Genomic DNA, 18,856 nt, shown 5'->3' with positions numbered 1-18,856 from the left:
ACATACTGGGAACGCCTTCTCGGCGGCGTCAAGAGGTACGAGTTAACCGTTGGTAAAAGCGCCGGTACTGTCGGCGCGCATGCGAACGGGGCCGGTGAACACCGGCCCCGCATCGTCCCTGCGTATGATCGTTTCCGCCTACCCGATGGGCCTCAAGTCCCGTGGCCCATGCGGCGGGAGAGTTCCTGCGCCGCCTCGACCGTACGCTTGGCGACCTCCGGGATCCGGTCGGGTTCCAGCCGGTACGCGGGTGCCGAGACGCTGATCGCGCCGATCACCTGGCCGTCGTGCGCGCGCACCGGCGCGGCGACCGCGTGCAGCCCCAGCTCCAGTTCCTCGATCGCCACCGCGAAGCCGTTGCGCACCACCTCGGCCAGCTGGGCGCGCAGCTCGGCGACGGAGGTGATCGTCCGCTCGGTCAGCCGCGGCAGCTTGCGGGCGAGCGCCGCGTCCTGGACCGGTCCCGGCTGGAACGCCAGCAGCGCCTTGCCACTGGAGGTGGCGTGCAGCGGGGTGCGGCGGCCGAGCCAGTTCTGCGCGGTGACCGAGGCCGGGCCGCGGGCCTGCATGATGTTGACCGCGGCGCCGTTGTCGAGCACCGCGATGTTGGCCGTCTCGCCCAGCTCCTCGGCGAGCAGCCGGCACATCGGCGCGCCTTCCTGCGAGATGTCCAGGCGCACCGCGGCGGCGCCGGCCAGCCGCAGCACCCCGGCGCCGAGGTAGTACTTACCGCGCTCCTGCTCCTGGGAGACCAGGCCACGGTTCTCCAGCACGCCGAGCAGCCGGAAGGCCGTCGACTTGTGCACGCCCAGTTCGTCGGCGACCTCGGTCACCCCCGCCTCGCCGTGCCGGGCGAGGATTTCCAGCACGGTGACGGCACGGTCCACCGACTGCACCGAACTCCCCGCCGCACGGGCCGATTTCTCCGCCGACCTGCCCTCCGACGTGCTCTTCGCCTTGTCCGTCATCCGATCTCACCACCTGGCGCGACCCCACGCGGGCCGGCATCTGAAGGGAGGCGCTTGACGCGCGGGCTCCCGGCTTGGATTCTGTTGCGCAGAGCGCTTCGCCGTGCGCATCGCGGAACTCAACTATACCGAACAGTAATGAGGGGTGCCCCGTGATTCCCGTCTGCCACCTCACCGACCTGCCCGCAGGCGAGTCCGTCCGCATCGACACCGCACCTCCGATCGCCGTCTTCAACGCCGACGGCGCGATCTACGCCATCGACGACACCTGCACCCACCAGGACGCCTCGCTCGCCGACGGGTGGCTGGAAGGCTGCCTGGTCGAATGCCCGCTGCACGCCGCATCCTTCGACCTGCGCACCGGCATGCCGACCTGCCTGCCCGCCCGCCGGGCCGTCCGCACCCACCCCGTCACCGTGGAGGACGGAATGATCTACGTCCACCACGCCGCCGAGGAAGGCACCGCCGCATGAGGACGGTCACCGTCATCGGAGCGTCGCTGGCCGGACTGTACGCCGCGCGGGCGCTGCGCTCCCAGGGTTTCGAAGGCCGGCTCACGATCGTGGGCGACGAACACCACCGTCCGTACGACCGGCCGCCGCTGTCCAAGGACTTCCTCAAGGGCGAGACGGGCCAGGAGCACCTGGCCCTGGCGGACGCCGAGGAGGTGGCCGAGCTGGACGCGGAATGGGTGCTGGGCACCCGCGCCGCCGGGCTCGGCGCCGACGGCCGATCGGTGCTCCTGGAGGGCGGCCGGTCCCTGGAGACCGACGGGGTGGTCATCGCCACCGGCGCCACCCCGCGCCGGCTGCCAGGGCCCGAGCTGTCCGGCGTGCACACGCTGCGCACCCTCGACGACGCCCAGGCGCTCCGCGAGGACCTGGCCGGCGGCCCGGTACGGGTGGTCGTCATCGGCGGCGGGTTCATCGGGGCCGAGGTCGCCTCCTCCTGCGCCGCGCTCGGCCATGACGTCACGATCGTGGAGGCCGCGCCGCTCCCGCTGCTGCCGCAGCTCGGCGAGGAGATGGCCCGGATCTGCGCGACGCTGCACGGCGACCACGGGGTCGCGCTGGCCACCGGTACGGGCGTCGCCTCGCTGCGGGGCGGGCCGGACGGCCGGGTCACCGGGGTGGAGCTGGCCAACGGGCGGCTGGTGCCCGCCGACACCGTCGTGGTCGGCATCGGCGTCCGCCCGAACACCGACTGGCTCGCCGGCTCCGGGATCGCCCTGGACGACGGGGTGGTCACCGACGCCGGGTGCGTGACCGCGCTCCCCCACGTCGTCGCGGTCGGCGACGTGGCCCGCGTCGACGGCTCCCGCACCGAGCACTGGACCAGCGCCACCGAACAGGCCGCCGTCGCCGCGCACAACCTGCTCGCGGGCGCCACGCTCAAGGCGCACCGCCCGGTCCCGTACTTCTGGTCCGACCAGTACGGCGTCCGCATCCAGTTCGCCGGCCGCCGCCGGCCCACCGACACCGTGCGGATCCTGGAGGGCTCCCCCGACGACCGCACCTTCCTCGCCGCGTACGAGCGCGAGGGGCGCACCACCGCCGTACTCGCCCTGAACCGGCCCCGCCCGTTCATGAAGCAGCGCCGCGAGCTGATGCGGGCGGCCCAGCCGGTCGCGAGCTGACCCGCCCCGCACCGGCACTCCTCCTCCGGCACCCCCTTCGGCAGAAAGGGGGTGCCGACGCAGGTGTGCGCTCCGGCCCCTCCTCGGGCGGCCCCGGGACGGGCGACGCGGCACTTCCATGACCACCCAAAGGCCTTTCGTATACCGGCACTTGGCGCCCGCTATACCTTCCACCCGATCGGCCGAAGATCGCCCGTCGGGCCCTGTTGACGGACGACATCGGACTGACACATGCTCGATACATAGGTGCTCGATACAAATGACCCTGGGTATCCGGCCGGTGACCCCTGCCGTTGTCCGGCCGCCCCCCGAGGCACCGGCCCGGGGTCGGATTGGGAGGAGCAGCATGTGCGGAATCACCGGATGGGTCGCCTACCGGCGTGACCTGCGGTCCGAGCAGGCCACCGTCGACGCCATGACCGAGACCATGTCCTGCCGCGGCCCGGACGACGCCGGCACGTGGGTCCAGGGCCCGGCGGCCCTCGGTCACCGCCGGCTCGCCATCATCGACCTGCCGGGCGGCCGCCAACCGATGACCGTCGACACCGACGGCGGCCCCGTGGTGATGGTCTACTCCGGAGAGGCGTACAACTTCACCGAGCTGCGCAAGGAACTCGCCGCGCGCGGCCACCGCTTCGTCACCGACTCCGACACCGAGGTCGTGCTCCACGGCTACCTGGAGTGGGGCGAGGCCGTCGCCGAACGCCTCAACGGCATGTACGCCTTCGCCATCTGGGACAGCCGCGAGCAGAAGCTCGTGATGATCCGCGACCGGATGGGCATCAAGCCCTTCTACTACTACGCCACCGACGACGGCGTGCTCTTCGGCTCCGAGCCCAAGGCGATCCTCGCCAACCCCGAGGTCACCCCCACCGTGACGCTGGACGGCCTGCGCGAGCTGTTCGCCTTCGTCAAGACGCCGGGCCACGCCATGTACGAGGGCATGCGCGAGGTCGAGCCCGGCACCGTCGTCACGCTCACCCGCAACGGCCTGCGCACCCGCGTCTACTGGTCGCTGGAGACCCGGCGGCACACCGACGACCGGGACACCTCGATCGCGCACGTGCGCTCCCTGCTCGACGACATCGTGCGCCGCCAGCTCGTCGCCGACGTACCGCGCTGCACCCTGCTCTCCGGCGGCCTGGACTCCTCCGCGATGACCGCCCTGGCAGCCCGGCAGCTGGCCGCCGAGGACAAGACGGTCCGCAGCTTCGCGGTCGACTTCGTGGGCCAGACCGAGAACTTCGTGGCCGACGCGCTGCGCGCCGACCCGGACACCCCCTTCGTCCATGACGTGGCGCGCGCCTCGGGCACCGAGCACCAGGACATCGTCCTCGACTCCGACCAGCTCGCCGACCCCGAAGTGCGCTCCAAGATGATCCGCGCCCGGGACATGCCGATGGGCTTCGGCGACATGGACGCCTCGCTGTACCTGCTGTTCAAGTCCATTCGCGAGCACTCGACGGTGGCGCTGTCCGGCGAGTCGGCGGACGAGGTCTTCGGCGGGTACAAGCAGTTCTTCGACCCCCAGGCGCGCGAGGCGGACACCTTCCCCTGGCTCGTACAGTTCGCCGAGCACTTCGGTGACGACGGCAACATCCTCACCGACCACGTCACCAAGGCCATGGACCTGGGAAGTTACATCCAGGACAGCTACGACACGGCCGTCAGGGACGTGCAGCGGCTCGACGGCGAGAGCGACTTCGAGTACCGCATGCGCAAGATCTGCTACCTGCACCTCACCCGCTTCGTCCGGGTCCTGCTGGACCGCAAGGACCGGGCGAGCATGGCCGTCGGCCTGGAGGTCCGGGTGCCGTTCTGCGACCACCGGCTCGTGGAGTACGTCTACAACACCCCGTGGAGCCTGAAGTCGTTCGACGGCCGGGAGAAGAGCCTGCTGCGCGAGGCCACCGCGGACGTCCTGCCGAAGTCGGTCTACGACCGGGTGAAGAGCCCGTACCCCTCCACGCAGGACCCGAAGTACGCCGTCGCGCTGCAGGGCCACATCAAGGACCTGCTCGCCAAGCCCTCGCACCCGGTGTTCGACCTGGTCAGCCGGGACTGGCTGCAGCGCGCCGTCAAGGTCGACGTCCCGCAGATCACCCAGGCCTCCCGGCGCGGCCTCGAACGCACCCTGGACCTGGCCCTCTGGATGGACATGTACTCCCCGGCCATTACACTTTCTTGACCTGATCGGGGCAGTTCGATGGTCTGGAACGAGAGTGGATGGTGGCGTGGCGGTCGGCGGAGAGGCCGCGCTGAGCGCGGTCGGCGAGGAAGCCACCCTGGAGCTGGTCGTGACCCTGCACCGGCTGCTGCGCAGCCTGGGCAGGGCCGTCCCCGGCCGCCGCGTCCCGCCCACCCAGCTCATCGTGCTCGCCCTGCTGACCCAGCTCGGCCCGTCCCGCATCGGCGTACTCGCCGAGCGGATCCCCTGCTCGCAGCCGACGGCCACGGCCGCGGTGGCGAGCCTGGAGTCGGCCGGGCTGGTCCGCAGGGAGCCGGACCCCACCGACGGGCGCGCGGCACGCGTGGTCGTCACCGAGGACGGGGTCGGTGCGCTGAACGACGTGGCGCACAGCGAGGCCGAGGCGCTCGCGGGGCGGCTCGCCACGCTGGCCCCGGAGGACGTACGGCGCGTCCTCGAAGCGGGCACGCTGCTGCGGCGGCTGGCCGAGCCGGGCGACTGAACCGGCCGCCGTACCGCGTTCCTCCGGGCAGCTCGGCGCACTTCCGGCCTAATATCCGCGCGGCGGGCTGCCCGAATCCGCCTGCTGCACGCGGGAAATGTCGCCGTACTGGGACTTGATGTAATTCACCGCCGCCGCGCAGTTCGCCACCGGGTCGTTGATGTCCCATGCCGTACCCGCCTGATGGTGTGCCCGGAAGGTCGGCCAGGTCGTCTGGAAAAGTCCCCTGGACGGCTCACCGGCGACCGCGTTCGCGTCCCATCCGTTGAAGGCGCGAGGGTCGAATCCGGATTCCCGCCGGGCGATCGTCCACAATCCCGCGTACCAGTGTCCCGGCACTCCGGTGACCCGCAGGCAGCCGCGGATCCAGCCGGCCGGGCCGGCCGCCTCCAGCTGCCGTCTGGCCGCTTCGCGCCGCTGTGCCCGCCGCTCCTCCAGTGCCGCCGTCCGCGCCTCCGAGCTGGACCTCGAGGCCCGTGCCGCGGCCTCGTACCGCTGCTCCGTCAGCCCCGCCGCGACGAACGTGGCGGCCTGCCCCTCCAGCGCGCCCGGGGAGACCCGGACCTTCCGGCGGGGCGGCGGGGGCGCCCGGTGACCCGCACGCGTGGTGTGCGGCCGGGTTTTCCCGGTGTACGCCACGGTTTCTTCCGTCCGTGTCCCGGCCTCACCGGGACGCGTATCCGCCATTCCTTTGAAGGCGATCGCGGCAGGCATTATCAGCGCGAGGACAGACGAAAGGGCGGTGGTCGCAGTCCTGGCCATGTGCATGGGAAATCATCGCCTTCCCGTCGAGCCGCCGGCTCACTTGGAAGGCGTCATATCAACCGGCGGAAGGACTCGCCGAAGCGTTGGGCCGAACCGGGCGGGTCCGAGCGGACCGGCGATATCTTCGAAGATTTGCGTGACGGCCGCGGGCGGAGCGGCGCCGGGCGGTCCGGCGGGAAGGGCGGGACCGGGCGAAGGGAGGGGCCGGACGGGGCTATCGTGGCCTCATGTCCGCGCCTGAGCTGATCCGTATCGTCTCCCGCTCCTCCCCGATGGCCCTGGCCCAGGTCGAGCGCGTCCGCACCGAACTGGCCGCGCTGCACCCGGGCGTCGTCACGGAGGTCGTCCCGGTCACCACCACCGGAGACCGCTGGATGGGTGACCTTTCCCAGGTGGAGGGCAAGGGCGCGTTCACCAAGGAGGTCGACGCCGCCCTTCTTTCGGGCGAGGCGGACGTGGCGGTGCACTGCGTCAAGGACATCCCGGCCGACCGGCCGCTGCCCGCCGGTACGACCTTCGCCGCGTTCCTGAAGCGGGACGACGTACGGGACGCCCTCATCCACCCCGGCGGGCTCACCCTCGACGAGCTGCCGCCGGGCACCCGCATCGGCACCTCGTCCGTACGCCGCCGCGCCCAGCTCGCCGCGTCCCACCCGCACCTGGAGACGGTGCCGATGCGCGGCAACGCCAACCGGCGAATGGAGAAGCTGCACGCCGGGGAGGCCGACGCGCTGCTCCTCGCGGTGTCCGGGCTGCACCGCATCGACCGCCCCGACGTCATCACCGAGGTCCTGTCCGTCGAGCAGATGTGCCCGCCGATCGGCGCCGGGGTGCTGGCCCTCCAGTGCCGCGAGGACGACACCGTCACCGTCGACGCGCTCTCCGGGCTCGGCGACCCGGGCACGCACCGCGAGACGCAGGCCGAACGCATGTTCCTGCACGTGCTCCAGGGGCACTGCAACTCCCCCATCGCCGGGTACGCCAGGGCCGAGCGCGGCGGCGACCTGTCGCTCCGGGCCTGCGTGTTCACCCCCGACGGCAAGACCGTCCTCAACGCCCACGAGTGGGCGGGCCGGCTCGACCCCGCCACCCTGGGCACCTCGGTAGCCGTCGCGCTGCTCCGCCAGGGCGCCCGCGAACTGATCGACGGCATCCCGCACTGACGCGCCACCGGCGCGTGCTGCCCCCTCGGGGCCGCCGCGCCGTCAGGGCCGCAGGTCTCCGTCGACGACCGCCTCGGCCGTCTCGCGCAGCTTGGCCCGGTGCTGGCGCGCGTACCCGCGCAGCAGCTCGAACGCCTCGCCGGTCGGGATGTGACGCTCGGCCGCGAGCATGCCCTTGGCCTGCTCGATGACGACCCTGCTGTCCAGCGCGTGCTGGAGCTGGTCCGCCACCCGGCGCTGCTGGTCCCGCTCGGCGGCCATCGTGAGGTAGGCGACGGTCATGTCGGTCAGCACCCGTACGCGGACGAGGTCGGCGACGGGCCAGGACCGCGGCTCCGTGTGGTAGAGGTCCAGCGTCCCGAGCGCCTTCCCGTGGGAGTGCAGCGGCAGGCTGGCGGTCGCCGCCACGCCCAGTGCGAGCACCCGCTCGCCGTAGCCGGGCCAGCGCGCCACGTCCCGCGCCAGGTCGGGCACCGTGACCGGCCGTGCGGTGCGCAGGGCCTCGGCGCACGGCCCGCACCGGAGCGCGGCCTGGACGTGGCCCGCCTCGGCCGCCATCCGGCCCAGTACGCCGGCGGGGTGCAGCTCCCCGCCGTGCACGAGAGAGACCGCGGTGCTCCGTACGGCGAGCGCGGCGGCAGAGCACCGCGCGAGGTTTTGGAGTACCTCGCCGACGGAAGGGACGGTCGCGAGGACAGCCGCGAACCGGGAGACTTCCCCGAAATCCCGTTCCTGATCCCTCACCGCCCGGTCACCTTCCTTCCCTTCCTCGGGCGCCACGTTCTGCTCCCGACGCTAAGCGCGGAGCCGGACGGCCGGGAAGCCTCAAACGGTCCGGTCGGCACCCCTCAAATGGGCTGTTTTTCCCTCGCCGGGCAGCAGGCCGGCGCGGGTGGCCGCGACCACGGCCTCCAGCTGGCTGTGGGCGCCCAGTTTCATCAGCAGGTTCTTCACGTGACCGCGGGCGGTGTGCCGGCTGATGACGAGGCGTTCGGCGATCGCCCGGGGAGCCAGCCCCTCCCCCATCAAGTGGAGCACCTCCCGTTCGCGTCCCGTCAGGCGGACCGGGGCCACTCCGTCCGGCACGTTCCGGGCGCCGTCGGCCGGGTCGAGCAGCGCCGCCAGCGCCGCGCCCCCGACCATCAGCGTCCCGCCGGCCGGTGCCCGCAGCGCGGCGAGGATGTCGGCCAGCGCGCCGGACTTGGACAGGAAACCGGCGGCGCCGGCCGCCGTGCCGGCGGCGAGCACCGCGGGGTCGGTGTCCGCGGTGAGGATCAGCACGCGGACCTCCGGGTGAGCCGCCTTGATCGCGGCGGTGCCCTCGATGCCGTCGGCGCCGGGCAGGTGAATGTCCATCAGGACGGCGTCCGTGCCCGCGGCTGCGAGCGGCAGCGCGGCCTCGACCGTGCCGACCGCGCCCACGCACTCCAGGTCCGGCTGCGCGGAGATGGCCAGTTCCAGCGCGTCGGCGAGCGCCCGCTGGTCCTCTACCACCAGCACCTTGGTCATCCCGGCCACCCCACACTGTCGGCCGGTCCAGCCTAGTCCGGTGCGCCGCCCGGTGTGGCGCCTCCGGACTTCCGGCCGGACCTCCGGAGGCGCCGCGGTACCGCTTCCCGCTCTGGCAGCGGGAGGCCGTCCGGAGGACAGTGGTCCCGAAGGGCTGCTCTGCCCCGACGACCGGCGAGCCGGGGGGAGACAGGAGGCTGTCGCACGTGACCACTTACTCGTTCAGGCTCTTCGTCGCGGGACCGACGCCGCACTCCCTGGAGGCCGAAGTCAATCTACGTCTGTTGTGCGACAGCCGGCTGCGCAGTCGGTACGACCTCCAGATCGTGGATGCCGTAGAACGTCCCGAACTGGCGGAGGAGGGGCGGATCCTGGCCACCCCCACCGTCATCAGGCTCAGCCCGCCCCCGCCGCGCCGGGTGGTCGGTGACCTGTCCGACCATCACCGCGCCGCCGCCGCCCTGGGCCTGCCCGACGAGAACGAGGACTTCCGGGAGGTACGGGCATGACCTCAGGTGACGCAACGGTCCCGCGCGTGACCACCGGGATCAACGGTTTCGATCAAGTAGCGCTGGGCGGACTGCCCGCGGGCCGCTGCACCTTGGTCACCGGCACGGCCGGCAGCGGCAAGACGCTGTTCGCCGCCGAATTCCTCGCCCGGGGCCTACAGTTCTTCGACGAGCCGGGAGTCTTCGTCACCTTCGAGGAACCGCCCGCCGACATCCGCCGCAACGTCGCCTCACTGGGATTCGCCGTGGCCGAGTGGGAGAGCGCCGGGAAGTGGGCCTTCGTCGACGCCTCCGCCCGGAACACCGAGGAGGGCCCCGTCGTCGGGGCGTACGACTTCCGGGCGCTCGCCGCCAGGATCGCGCACGCGGTGCGCACGGTCGGCGCCAAGCGGGTCGCCCTGGACTCGTTGGGCGCGGTGTTCCTGCGCTACCCCGGGCCGGCCGTCGTCCGCCGGGAGCTGCTGCGCGTGGCGGAGTCCCTGGAGTCGCTCGGCGTGACGGCGGTGATCACCACGGAGCGGGAGACGGAGTACGGCGCCATGACCCGGCTGGGCGTGGAGGAGTTCGTGCTCGACAACGTCATCGTGCTGCGCAACACCCTGTTCCAGGAACGGCGGCGCCGGACCCTGGAGATCGTGAAGTTCCGCGGCATTCCGCACCGCACCGGCGAGTGGCTGTTCACCATCGATCCGCGGGACGGCATCGTCGTCGTACCGCTGGCCTTCCTCGCCCCGCACGAGGGATCCGTGATCCGCGACCGGGTCTCCACCGGCATCGCGGAGCTGGACGGGATGTGCGGCGGCGGGATCTACCGCGACTCGGTCGTCCTGCTCACCGGCCCGACCGGAATCGGCAAGACGCTGTCCGGCCTGCACTTCGTGAAGGCCGGTGCCGACGCGGGCGAGCGCTGCCTGCTGTACACCTTCGACGAGACCCGCCAGCAGCTGGACCGCAACGCCGCGGGCTGGGGCGTCGACCTGCGGGCCATGGAGGCGGCCGGTCTGCTCCAGGTGGTGTCGGAGTACCCCGAGACCTCGTCCCTGGAGGACCACTTCATCCTGGTGCGGCGGGCGGTGGAGGAGTTCCGCCCCGCCCGGCTGGTCATCGACACGCTCTCCGCGCTGGAGCGGATCGCCACCCCGCGGGCGCTGCTGGACTTCGTCGTCGCGCTGGGCGCGGTGCTGCGGCCGCGCGCCATCACCGCACTGCTCACCTCGCTGCCCGCCGACCGCACGGCGCCGAACCCCGGCCCGAGCATCGCCGCGCGCGTCGCCAGCCTCACCGATGTGTCGGTCCTGCTGCGCTACGTGGAGACGGCGGGCCTCACGGGCCGGGCCGTCGCGGTCCTCCAGACCCGCGGCTCGGCCCACGACCACCGGATCCGCGACGTCACCATCGACGACACCGGGATGCACATCGGCGAGCCGCTGCGCGGCGTCTCCGCCGTACTGACCGGTTACGGAGTCCCCGTGTTCGCGGCCGGCACGCACGGCACGGCCGACCGTCGTGCGCCGGCCTCACCGGTGAGGCCCGATGGCTGACCACGGTTCACGCACCGGCGCCGGGGCCGGTAACGGGGCTCCCGACGCCGTCCCCGGCGACATCGGGCGGGTGGTCGCCTCGGCGGCCGCCGACGGCATCCTGGCGGTCGACGCGGACGGGCGTGTCGTGTTCTGCAATCCGGCGGCCGAGGAGCTGTTCTCCCGGTCCGCCGCCGAACTGGTGGGCAAGGAGTTCGGTTTCCCGCTCGTCGTCGGGGAGACCACCATCGACCTGATGCTCCCGGACAGGAACGTGCGGGTGGTGGAGATGCGGGTCACCACCGCGCTGGTGGAGACCGACACGCTGCACGTCGCGGCGTTGCGGGACATCACCCGGCGGCGCCGGGCCCAGCAGGAGCTGGAAGCGGCGCTGGAGCGGCAGAACGTCGTCGTGGCGGTGGCCGCCCATCAGCTGCACAATCCGCTGGCCACGATCGGCGTGCTCGCCGACACGCTGCTCGACCACCGGGCGGTGCTCTCGGACCGGGCGCGAGCCGCGGCCGTGCACCGGATCGCCGAACGCACCGCCCACCTCCAGGCTCTGGTGCGCAAGCTGCTCACCGCGGCGCGCATCGACGCCGCCGCCCCGCAGGCCGCCGCGGAGGACATCCCCGTCCTGCCGTTCCTGATCGAACGGCTGGGCAATGTCACGGAGCAGATCGAGGCAGTACGGCTGTCGTGTGCGCCCGGACTGGTCGCGCGGGTGGACAGGCTGGCCTTCTCGGAGATGCTCACCAACTGCCTGGAGAACGCCTTCACGCACGGCCGCCCGCCGGTCAGGGCGCGCGTCGTGGCCCGGGACCACCAGTGGCTGGAGATCTCGGTGAGCGACCACGGCGACGGGGTGCCGGAGGAGTTCGCACCGCAGCTGTTCGAGCGGTTCACCCGCGGGCCGAACGCCGAACTGGCCGGTGAAGGCACGGGGCTGGGGCTCTGGGTCGTCCGCGGTCTGGCCCGTGCCAACGGAGGCGATGCCTGGTACGAGCCGTCCTCCGCCGGCGGCGCGTGCTTTCGGCTGCGGCTGCCCCGCGCGCCGGACGAGTGAACGTCCGGGGGGCGACCGACGGCGCCGGAGTCGCTGCCCGTCCGGAGCCGCCGGCGGTGGCACATGGCCGGGCCGTACTCACTCTGTTCCTATGAGAGCAGCTCGCCGGAGGCCGGACGATGGGCAGTTCTGCCGACGTACCCCCAGGGAGGGCTGGCACCGGACCTGAGCGCGGCGGCGCACGCACTGGCCGTGGGGCGGATCGCGTCCACGCCCGGTGTGCCGGCGCTGCGCGCGGCCGCGGTGCTGGACCGGCTCCGCCGGCTCGTGCCGTACGAAGCGGGCGCCGTCGTCCTGCTGATCCCCCGGGAACACATGCTGGTCACGGTCGCGGAGCGGGACTGCGACGCCCCCCTGCGCGCGGCGGCCACCGGCCGGGCGGCACTGCGGGACAGCGACCGGATCGTCGCGTGCGGGCCGGAGTCGGCGGTGCACGTGTGCCGCAACGGTGACGGCCCGGCCCAACTGCCCGGCCGGCGAAGCCTGGTGCGCCGCTCCGGACGCCACCATGCCGTGCTGGTGGGCCTGTTCACGAGCGGCCGGCGCCACCTCGGGTTCGTCGTCCTCCTCCGCGGCTCCGGTCCGCCCCCGCCGCCCGCCGTGCGCGGCCTGCTGCGGGGGCTCGCCCCGTCGATGGCCGACGCGGTCGACCCGCTGCGCCCGCCGGCCGCGGCGGCCGAGCTGCTGGCGAGGTGCACGGCCGGGGTCGCCCTGTGCCGCACGGGCCTGGCCCTGCCGCTGCCCGGGCTGCCCGGTCACCCGTCATTGCGGGCCGGTTCGGGGGGGCTGCTGCCGGCGTCGGCCATCGCCGCGCGGACCGGGCACATGGCCTTCCTCCAGCCGTCCACGGTCGAGCAGCGGTCCGCGTACGTCCGGGTGACCGTCCTGTCCTGCGGGCCGTGTCCGCCGTACGACGTGGTGGCCGTGGTCCTGCTGTCGCCGGCCGGTGAGCTGTACGGGCTGACCCGGCGGGAGCTGCAGATCGCCGGGCTGGTCGTGGAGGGCTGCACCAATCAGCGCATCGCCTCCGGTCTGCACATCGCCGAGCGGACGGTCGCCGCGCACATCGAGCACGTGCTGCCCAAGCTCGGGGCCGCCTCCCGCACCCAGATCGCCGTCCGGGCCCTCGCCCGGGGGCTCTACCTGCCGAGCCCCGCACGGCTCGCCGCGGGCGCGGCCGGCGGTACCCGGCGCGCTCCGGCGGCGCCCGTCAGGATGCGGTGGACCAGGCGCGCGCCGGTCCGGGCCGTGCGGTGGTCGGTGTCCAGGTCCGGGTTGAGCTCCGCGACGTCGCAGACGGCCAGCCGGCCGCCGGCGGCGACCTTGGCGCAGACGTGTTCCACCACCTCCAGCGGGACGCCGTACGCGGCGGGGGCGCTGACGCCCGGCGCCGCGGCGGCGGGCAGCACGTCCAGGTCGATGCTGAGGTGCACCAGGTCGCAGCTCGCGAGGAAGTCGTCCACGAAGGCGTCGACGCGATGCATGTGCAGCAGGCCGCTTGCGGTGTCGGGGAGGTAGCGCACGCCGAGCCGGTCGGCGGTGCGGTACAGCCGCTCGGTGTTGCTCGGCGCGCTCACCCCGAGCACCCAGTAGTTCAGCTCCCGGCCGGCGGCCTCCTCGTCCTCCGCCATCTGCAGGAACGGCGTGCCGGAGCTGGGGCGGACGTCGTCGCGCAGGTCGAAGTGCGCGTCGAGGTTGAGCACGCCGAGGCGGGCGCCGTCGCGCAGCGCGCGGCTGCCGGCCAGTCCGAGGTAGCTGCCGTAGGCGACCTCGTGGCCGCCGCCCAGCACGGTCACCGGGCGGCCGTGGTCCAGGAGGGCGGTGACGGCGCGGCCCAGGCGTCGCTGGCCGGCCGCCAGGTCGCCGTCCCCGACCTCGATGTCCCCGGCGTCCAGGGCGCGCAGCGGGGTCTGGAGGGCCATCGGGGCGAGCGCACGGCGCAGCTCACCCGGGCCGTCCGCGGCGCCGGGCCGGCCCTTGTTGCGGCGTACGCCCTCGTCGCTGCGGAAGCCGACGAAGGCCGCGTCCCAGGCGCCGGCCGCGCCCCGGCCGGCCGCCGGGTACGGCGTCACCGCGTGGTGCCAGCGCAGGTGCTCGGCGCCGGGGCCGTCGTCGCGGCCGGTCCACGGTTCGGCGGGCGCGTCCGCCGCCCACTTCTCCGGTCGCGCTGCCGGGTCCTGGTCGGTGGCGCGGGCGGCCTGCTGCACGGTGCTCGTCACGGTTCCTCAGCTCCTCGGTGTTCCGCTGCCATCACACCCGCGCGCCGGGCTCCGGACCAGGGCGGGCGCCCCGGTTCCTCGGATCCGAGACCCACTAGGATTCCGGTGCCCACGTCACCCGCGAGGAGCGTGTGACCACGAGTGCGAGGGACGGTGAACGGCTTGGCCGGGGAGGCTGCTGACCTCGCGCGGCGGTACCACGCGCAGGCGTCCCGTTCGGCGCCCGCGTACCAGCGCGTGAAGGACCTGGTCACCGAGCAGATCATGAGCGGGCGGTGGCGGGAGGGCGACGCGCTCCCCTCGGAGAGCCAGTTCGTGGAGTCGCTGGGCCTGTCCCGGATGACGGTCAACCGCGCGCTGCGGGAGCTGGCGGGCCAGGGCCTGATCCGCCGGGTGATGGGCGTGGGCAGCTTCGTGGCGTTGCACAAGGGCAGTTCGGCGCTGGTCGAGGTGCACAACATCGCCGACGAGGTGCACCGCCGCGGGCACCGGTACCGCGCCGAGGTGCTGTACGTACGCGCCGAGACCGCCGATCCGGAGGTCGCCGCGCAGTTCGGCCCGGGCGCCGGGCGCCGGGTCTTCCGGTCCCGGGTGGTGCACTTCGAGGACGACGTGGCCATCCAGCTGGAGGACCGGTACGTCCACCCGGACTTCGCGCCCGGCTACCTGGAGCAGGACTTCACCCGGCGGACCCCGTTCACGTTCCTGTCCGAGGTGGCGCCGCTGGGCCGGGGCGAGCACGTGGTGGAGGCGGTGCTGCCGTCGTCGGAGGAGTGCGCCGTCCTCGGCGTGCCCGAGTCCGAGCCGTGCCTGCTGATCCACCGCCGTACCTGGTCGGGCGACGCGCTGGTGAGCATCGCGCGGCTGCTGCACCCGGGGTCGCGGTACCGGCTCCAGGGCACCTTCGACAACCGCTGAGCCGCCCCGGAGGGACGCTCGCCGGGCCGGCGGGCGCTACGGCCGGGCCGTGGGCGGGCGGCCCGAGACCGCGTGGGTGAGCCGGGCCGCGCCCTTGCGCAGCAGGTCGCGCACGTACGCCTCGTCGCGCGGGCGGTGGTTCCGGTACCAGGTGCTGCTCAGCGCCGCCACGGGCCGCCCGTGGTGGTCGAACGCCGCCACCCCGACCGAGCGGAACCCCGCCGAGACCAGCTCGGTCTCCTCCGACCAGCCGCGCGCCCGGTCCCTGGCCAGCAGGTCCCGCAGTTCGCCCAGCGACCGCGGCCCCTTGCCGGTACGGGTGATGAGGTCGCCGGGGCGCGGGAAGAGCGCCTTGAGCTGGGCCTCGCCGACGTGCGCGAGGAGCGCCCGGCCGCTGGCCGTCAGGTGGGCCGGGAGCCGCACGCCGACCTCGGTGACCAGCGGGACCGTGACGGTGCCCGGCCGCGCCGCCGCGGGCTGCTCCTTGAGCAGGTACACGGTCTCCGCGCCGTGCAGCACCCCGAGGTGCACGGGTTGCGCGAGGCGGCCGGCGAGGGTGCGCAGGATCGGGCGGGCCAGCCGTTCGAGCGGCTCGTGCCGGAGGTAGGCGGAGCCGATCTCGAAGGCGGCGACACCAAGGCCGTAGGCCTGCTCGTGCGGGAGGTAGGTGACGAAGCCGCGCCCGGCCAGCACGGTGAGGATGTGGTACGCCGACGAGCGCGGAATGCCGAGGTCACGGGCGAGCGTCGCGACCCGTACGGGGCCGCTGCGCCCGGCGAGGTGGGTGAGGATGTCCAGCGCGCGGCCGACGGCCGGAGAGGCGCTCGACGAGGCCGTCGTACCGGGCTCCTTCATCGCCGCGACCCCCTCCGCGCCGGCCTGCCCATTTCCCGGAACGACCCTTGACGGTCCTGTCTATACAGGCATATACATGCGGCGCCTGTGTTCAAGTGAGAGGCGGCGACAGCCGCTCCCGCCAGGCGACGGCCCATGTCGCACGTCAGGGACGGGCGTGCTGTTCCCGAAGGAGAGGGCATCTTGTGAGTACCGAAAAAACGACCTTGCACCGCGGGCTGAGGTCCCGGCACATCCGCTTCATCGCGCTGGGCTCGGCCATCGGCACCGGCCTCTTCTACGGCTCCTCGGAAGCCATCCAGGCCGGCGGGCCCGCGGTGCTGCTGGCGTACCTCATCGGCGGCGCGGCCGTCTTCCTCGTACTGCGGTCCCTCGGCGAGATGGCGGTGAACCATCCGTGCGCGGGTTCCTTCGGCGAGTACGCCACCCGGTATCTCGGCTCGCTCGCGGGATTCACGACCGGCTGGACCTATGCCTTCGAAATGGTCATCGTCTGTATCGCCGACGTCACCGCGCTCGGCGTCTACATGGGATTTTGGTTCCCCGATGTGCCGCGCTGGATCTGGGTGCTGGCCGCCATCGGCATCATCGGCGTACTGAATCTCTTCAGCGTCAAGGTCTTCGGTGAGCTGGAGTTCTGGCTCTCGCTGGTGAAGATCGTCGCCATCTGCGCGATGATCGTGGGCGGGCTCGCCATCCTCGTCTTCGGTATCGGCGGTGGCGAAATGCACGTCGGGGTCGCCAACCTCTGGAGCCACGGCGGATTCTTCGCGCACGGCACCGAGGGCCTCATCATGTCCTTCGCCGTCGTGATGTTCGCCTTCGGCGGCACCGAGGTCATCGGTGTCACGGCCGGCGAGGCGGAGAACCCGGAGAAGACCATTCCGAGCGCGGTGAACTCCATTCCGCTGCGCATCGTCTTCTTCTACGTGCTGACGCTCGCCGTCCTCATGTCCCTCAATTCCTGGCAGGACATCGGCTCGGACGGCAGCCCGTTCGTGCAGATCTTCGCCGGCCTCGGTATCAAGTCCGCGGCCGCCGTACTGAACGTCGTCGTCATCGTGGCCGCGCTCTCCGCGATCAACAGCGACATCTTCGCGGCCGGCCGCATCATGTACGGCATGGCCGAGCGCGGCCAGGCCCCGGCCGTCATGCGCCGCCTTTCGCGCAACGGCGTGCCGACGATGACCGTCGCCATCATGATCGGCGCGCTGCTGCTCGGCGTGGTGCTGAACTACACCATGCCCGAGAACATCTTCCTCATCATTTCCTCGATCGCCACGTTCGCGACCGTCTGGGTCTGGCTGATGATTCTCGCGAGCCAGTACGCGGCCCGGCGGAAGATGTCGGAGAAGGAGACGGCCGAACTCGCCTACAAGGTCCCGTTCTGGCCGTACGGGCAGATCATCGCCATGGTCTTCATGGCCGCGGTGATGGTGCTGCTTGCGTTCTCCGCGGACACCCGGGTCGCGCTGATCGTAGGGGCCGTCTGGCTGGCCCTGCTGTCGGTGGTGCATTTCCTCTGGCTCCGTCCGCGTAACGGCGCCGCCGCCGTGACCGATTCCCCCCAGGAAAAGCCGGTCGAAGCCCCCGTACCGGCACGGGACTGAAAACCCCGAAGGGCCTTTCGCGGGCCCGGAAAAGCGCCGGGCGGGGCCGTCGACGTCATTGGCGACGGCCCCGCCCGGCAGGAACGGTTACGCGGAGGGGTTCTCGCGCATCGGGATACGCACACCCCGCTCGTCGGCAACCGTGTCGGCGATGTCGTATCCGGCGTCCACGTGCCGGATGACGCCCATCCCCGGGTCATTGGTCAGGACACGACGCACCTTCTCGCCCGCCAGCTTGGTGCCGTCGGCGACGGACACCTGACCCGCGTGGATCGAGCGGCCCATGCCCACACCCCCACCGTGGTGCAGCGAGACCCACGAGGCACCGGAGGCCACGTTGACCATGGCGTTCAGCAGCGGCCAGTCCGCGATCGCGTCCGAGCCGTCCAGCATCGCCTCGGTCTCCCGGTACGGGGAGGCCACCGAACCGCAGTCCAGGTGATCCCGACCGATCGCCAGCGGCGCCTGCAGCTCACCGGAGGCGACCATGTCGTTGAACCGCTCACCGGCCTTGTCCCGCTCGCCGTAACCCAGCCAGCAGATCCGCGCCGGCAGCCCCTGGAAGTGCACCCGCTCACCGGCCATCTTCATCCAGCGCGCGAGGGACTCGTTCTCCGGGAACAGATCGAGGATCGCCTTGTCGGTCTTGTGGATGTCCGAGGCCTCACCCGACAGCGCCGCCCAGCGGAACGGGCCCTTGCCCTCACAGAACAGCGGCCGGATGTAGGCCGGCACGAAACCGGGGAAGGCAAACGCCCGCTCAAAGCCCGCCAGCTGGGCCTCGCCGCGGATGGAGTTGCCGTAGTCGAACACCTCCGCACCCGCGTCCATGAAGCCGACCATCGCCTCCACGTGCCTGGCCATCGACTCCCGCGAGCGGGTGGTGAACCCGGCCGGGTCCTTGGCCGCCGCGTCCGCCATGTCCGCAAACGCCACGCCCACCGGCAGATAGGACAGCGGGTCGTGCGCGGAGGTCTGGTCGGTGACAATGTCGACCGGAGCGCCCTCGGCCAGCATCTGCGGCAACAGCTCCGCCGCATTGCCCAGCAGCCCGATCGACAGCGGCTTGCGCGCATCGCGGGCCTCGGTGGCCAGCTGCAGCGCATGCGCCAGGCTGTCGGCCTTCACATCCAGGTAGCGGTGCTCGATCCGCCGCTCGATCGCCCGCGGGTCGCAGTCGATGCAGATCGCCACACCGTCGTTCATCGTCACCGCCAGCGGCTGGGCGCCGCCCATGCCACCCAGCCCGGCGGTCAGGGTGATCGTGCCGGCCAGGGTGCCGCCGAACTTCTTCGCCGCCACCGCCGCGAACGTCTCATACGTGCCCTGCAGAATGCCCTGGGTGCCGATGTAGATCCACGACCCGGCCGTCATCTGGCCGTACATCGTCAGCCCCAGCTGCTCCAGCCGCCGGAACTCCTCCCAGTT

At 72.4% G+C, this 18,856-nt stretch carries 18 protein-coding genes and 1 pseudogene; 11 read left to right on the top strand and 8 right to left on the bottom strand.

The window, feature by feature from the left end:
- Nucleotides 1-152: 152 nt before the first annotated feature.
- Nucleotides 153-968, bottom strand: a complete 816-nt coding sequence (locus ABZ840_RS36030; protein WP_361567749.1) for an IclR family transcriptional regulator — start codon at nucleotides 966-968, stop codon at nucleotides 153-155.
- 152 nt (nucleotides 969-1,120) lie between these two features.
- On the opposite strand from ABZ840_RS36030, the gene ABZ840_RS36025 reads away from it, so the two are divergent.
- The 4 genes from ABZ840_RS36025 to ABZ840_RS36010 all read left to right on the top strand — a co-directional run bounded on the left by ABZ840_RS36025 (nucleotide 1,121) and on the right by ABZ840_RS36010 (nucleotide 5,294).
- The gene (locus tag ABZ840_RS36025; RefSeq protein ID WP_361567747.1) at nucleotides 1,121-1,441 is read left to right on the top strand and encodes a bifunctional 3-phenylpropionate/cinnamic acid dioxygenase ferredoxin subunit; all 321 of its coding nucleotides are present in this window, start codon (nucleotides 1,121-1,123) and stop codon (nucleotides 1,439-1,441) included.
- Nucleotides 1,438-2,604, top strand: coding sequence for an FAD-dependent oxidoreductase (locus ABZ840_RS36020; RefSeq protein WP_361567744.1), 1,167 nt, complete (start codon nucleotides 1,438-1,440; stop codon nucleotides 2,602-2,604). The genes ABZ840_RS36025 and ABZ840_RS36020 overlap by 4 nt, the downstream gene beginning before the upstream one ends.
- A gap of 346 nt (nucleotides 2,605-2,950) precedes the next feature.
- Nucleotides 2,951-4,792, top strand: a complete 1,842-nt coding sequence (asnB, locus tag ABZ840_RS36015) for an asparagine synthase (glutamine-hydrolyzing) (RefSeq protein WP_361567742.1) — start codon at nucleotides 2,951-2,953, stop codon at nucleotides 4,790-4,792.
- 46 nt (nucleotides 4,793-4,838) lie between these two features.
- On the top strand, nucleotides 4,839-5,294 hold the full coding sequence (locus ABZ840_RS36010) for a MarR family winged helix-turn-helix transcriptional regulator (protein ID WP_361567739.1): 456 nt from the start codon (nucleotides 4,839-4,841) through the stop codon (nucleotides 5,292-5,294).
- A 48-nt stretch (nucleotides 5,295-5,342) separates the two neighbouring features.
- Here the strand turns inward: ABZ840_RS36010 and ABZ840_RS36005 are convergent, their stop codons facing one another.
- Nucleotides 5,343-5,933, bottom strand: coding sequence for a transglycosylase SLT domain-containing protein (locus ABZ840_RS36005; protein ID WP_361567737.1), 591 nt, complete (start codon nucleotides 5,931-5,933; stop codon nucleotides 5,343-5,345).
- Between the two features lie 353 nt (nucleotides 5,934-6,286).
- On the opposite strand from ABZ840_RS36005, the gene hemC reads away from it, so the two are divergent.
- Nucleotides 6,287-7,222 carry a hydroxymethylbilane synthase gene (gene hemC / locus ABZ840_RS36000; protein WP_361567734.1) on the top strand — a complete coding sequence of 312 codons (936 nt, stop codon included), beginning with the start codon at nucleotides 6,287-6,289 and terminating at the stop codon, nucleotides 7,220-7,222.
- A 42-nt stretch (nucleotides 7,223-7,264) separates the two neighbouring features.
- On the opposite strand, the gene ABZ840_RS35995 is transcribed toward hemC, so the two are convergent.
- Nucleotides 7,265-7,966: a GAF and ANTAR domain-containing protein gene (locus ABZ840_RS35995; protein WP_361567731.1), complete on the bottom strand. Its 702-nt coding sequence runs from the start codon at nucleotides 7,964-7,966 to the stop codon at nucleotides 7,265-7,267.
- A gap of 81 nt (nucleotides 7,967-8,047) precedes the next feature.
- Complete coding sequence (locus ABZ840_RS35990) at nucleotides 8,048-8,731, bottom strand: response regulator transcription factor (RefSeq protein WP_361567728.1); 684 nt, start codon at nucleotides 8,729-8,731, stop codon at nucleotides 8,048-8,050.
- 206 nt (nucleotides 8,732-8,937) lie between these two features.
- Between ABZ840_RS35990 and ABZ840_RS35985 the strand changes: the two genes are divergently transcribed.
- From ABZ840_RS35985 to ABZ840_RS35975, 3 genes are read left to right on the top strand one after another with little or no spacing between them, the layout of a single operon-like run.
- Complete coding sequence (locus tag ABZ840_RS35985) at nucleotides 8,938-9,240, top strand: circadian clock KaiB family protein (RefSeq protein WP_361567726.1); 303 nt, start codon at nucleotides 8,938-8,940, stop codon at nucleotides 9,238-9,240.
- The gene (gene kaiC, locus ABZ840_RS35980) at nucleotides 9,237-10,781 is read left to right on the top strand and encodes a circadian clock protein KaiC (RefSeq protein WP_361567723.1); all 1,545 of its coding nucleotides are present in this window, start codon (nucleotides 9,237-9,239) and stop codon (nucleotides 10,779-10,781) included. Before ABZ840_RS35985 ends, kaiC begins: the two co-directional genes overlap by 4 nt.
- Nucleotides 10,774-11,826: an ATP-binding protein gene (locus ABZ840_RS35975; RefSeq protein ID WP_361567720.1), complete on the top strand. Its 1,053-nt coding sequence runs from the start codon at nucleotides 10,774-10,776 to the stop codon at nucleotides 11,824-11,826. Before kaiC ends, ABZ840_RS35975 begins: the two co-directional genes overlap by 8 nt.
- Before the next feature lie 755 nt (nucleotides 11,827-12,581).
- Here ABZ840_RS35975 and ABZ840_RS35970 read toward each other — a convergent pair.
- Entirely contained in the window at nucleotides 12,582-12,839 is a 258-nt protein-coding gene (locus ABZ840_RS35970) for a hypothetical protein (RefSeq protein WP_361567818.1), read from the bottom strand.
- Here ABZ840_RS35970 and ABZ840_RS35965 point away from each other — a divergent pair.
- Nucleotides 12,823-12,891: pseudogene (locus tag ABZ840_RS35965) on the top strand (LuxR C-terminal-related transcriptional regulator); the annotation flags it as partial. The gene ABZ840_RS35970 and the pseudogene ABZ840_RS35965 overlap by 17 nt on opposite strands.
- A gap of 74 nt (nucleotides 12,892-12,965) precedes the next feature.
- Here the strand turns inward: ABZ840_RS35965 and hutG are convergent.
- Nucleotides 12,966-14,045 (bottom strand): formimidoylglutamase, encoded by a 1,080-nt coding sequence (hutG, locus tag ABZ840_RS35960; RefSeq protein ID WP_361567718.1) that lies wholly within the window; start codon nucleotides 14,043-14,045, stop codon nucleotides 12,966-12,968.
- A gap of 162 nt (nucleotides 14,046-14,207) precedes the next feature.
- Between hutG and hutC the strand changes: the two genes are divergently transcribed.
- On the top strand, nucleotides 14,208-14,963 hold the full coding sequence (gene hutC / locus ABZ840_RS35955; RefSeq protein ID WP_361567715.1) for a histidine utilization repressor: 756 nt from the start codon (nucleotides 14,208-14,210) through the stop codon (nucleotides 14,961-14,963).
- 36 nt (nucleotides 14,964-14,999) lie between these two features.
- Here the strand turns inward: hutC and ABZ840_RS35950 are convergent, their stop codons facing one another.
- Nucleotides 15,000-15,818 (bottom strand): IclR family transcriptional regulator, encoded by an 819-nt coding sequence (locus ABZ840_RS35950; protein ID WP_361567712.1) that lies wholly within the window; start codon nucleotides 15,816-15,818, stop codon nucleotides 15,000-15,002.
- A gap of 185 nt (nucleotides 15,819-16,003) precedes the next feature.
- Between ABZ840_RS35950 and ABZ840_RS35945 the strand changes: the two genes are divergently transcribed.
- Nucleotides 16,004-17,428 (top strand): amino acid permease, encoded by a 1,425-nt coding sequence (locus ABZ840_RS35945; RefSeq protein WP_361567710.1) that lies wholly within the window; start codon nucleotides 16,004-16,006, stop codon nucleotides 17,426-17,428.
- Nucleotides 17,429-17,515: 87 nt separating this feature from the next.
- On the opposite strand, the gene hutU is transcribed toward ABZ840_RS35945, so the two are convergent.
- On the bottom strand, nucleotides 17,516-18,856 hold a 1,341-nt coding region (gene hutU / locus ABZ840_RS35940), incomplete at its 5' end, for a urocanate hydratase (protein WP_361567707.1).

Origin of the sequence: Streptomyces sp. NPDC047117, assembly GCF_040643545.1 — a bacterium.
GTDB lineage: Bacteria > Actinomycetota > Actinomycetes > Streptomycetales > Streptomycetaceae > Streptomyces.
Note: the sequence above shows the minus strand (reverse complement) of the source record. Positions and strands in the feature narration are given on the sequence as shown.

Coding starts and splice junctions, on each gene's coding strand:
- ABZ840_RS36030 (WP_361567749.1), bottom strand. CDS start 968: ATGACGGACAAGGCGAAGAGCACGTCGGAGGGCAGGTCGGCGGAGAAA.
- ABZ840_RS36020 (WP_361567744.1), top strand. CDS start 1,438: ATGAGGACGGTCACCGTCATCGGAGCGTCGCTGGCCGGACTGTACGCC.
- hemC (WP_361567734.1), top strand. CDS start 6,287: ATGTCCGCGCCTGAGCTGATCCGTATCGTCTCCCGCTCCTCCCCGATG.
- ABZ840_RS35975 (WP_361567720.1), top strand. CDS start 10,774: ATGGCTGACCACGGTTCACGCACCGGCGCCGGGGCCGGTAACGGGGCT.
- ABZ840_RS35950 (WP_361567712.1), bottom strand. CDS start 15,818: ATGAAGGAGCCCGGTACGACGGCCTCGTCGAGCGCCTCTCCGGCCGTC.
- kaiC (WP_361567723.1), top strand. CDS start 9,237: ATGACCTCAGGTGACGCAACGGTCCCGCGCGTGACCACCGGGATCAAC.
- ABZ840_RS35990 (WP_361567728.1), bottom strand. CDS start 8,731: ATGACCAAGGTGCTGGTGGTAGAGGACCAGCGGGCGCTCGCCGACGCG.
- asnB (WP_361567742.1), top strand. CDS start 2,951: ATGTGCGGAATCACCGGATGGGTCGCCTACCGGCGTGACCTGCGGTCC.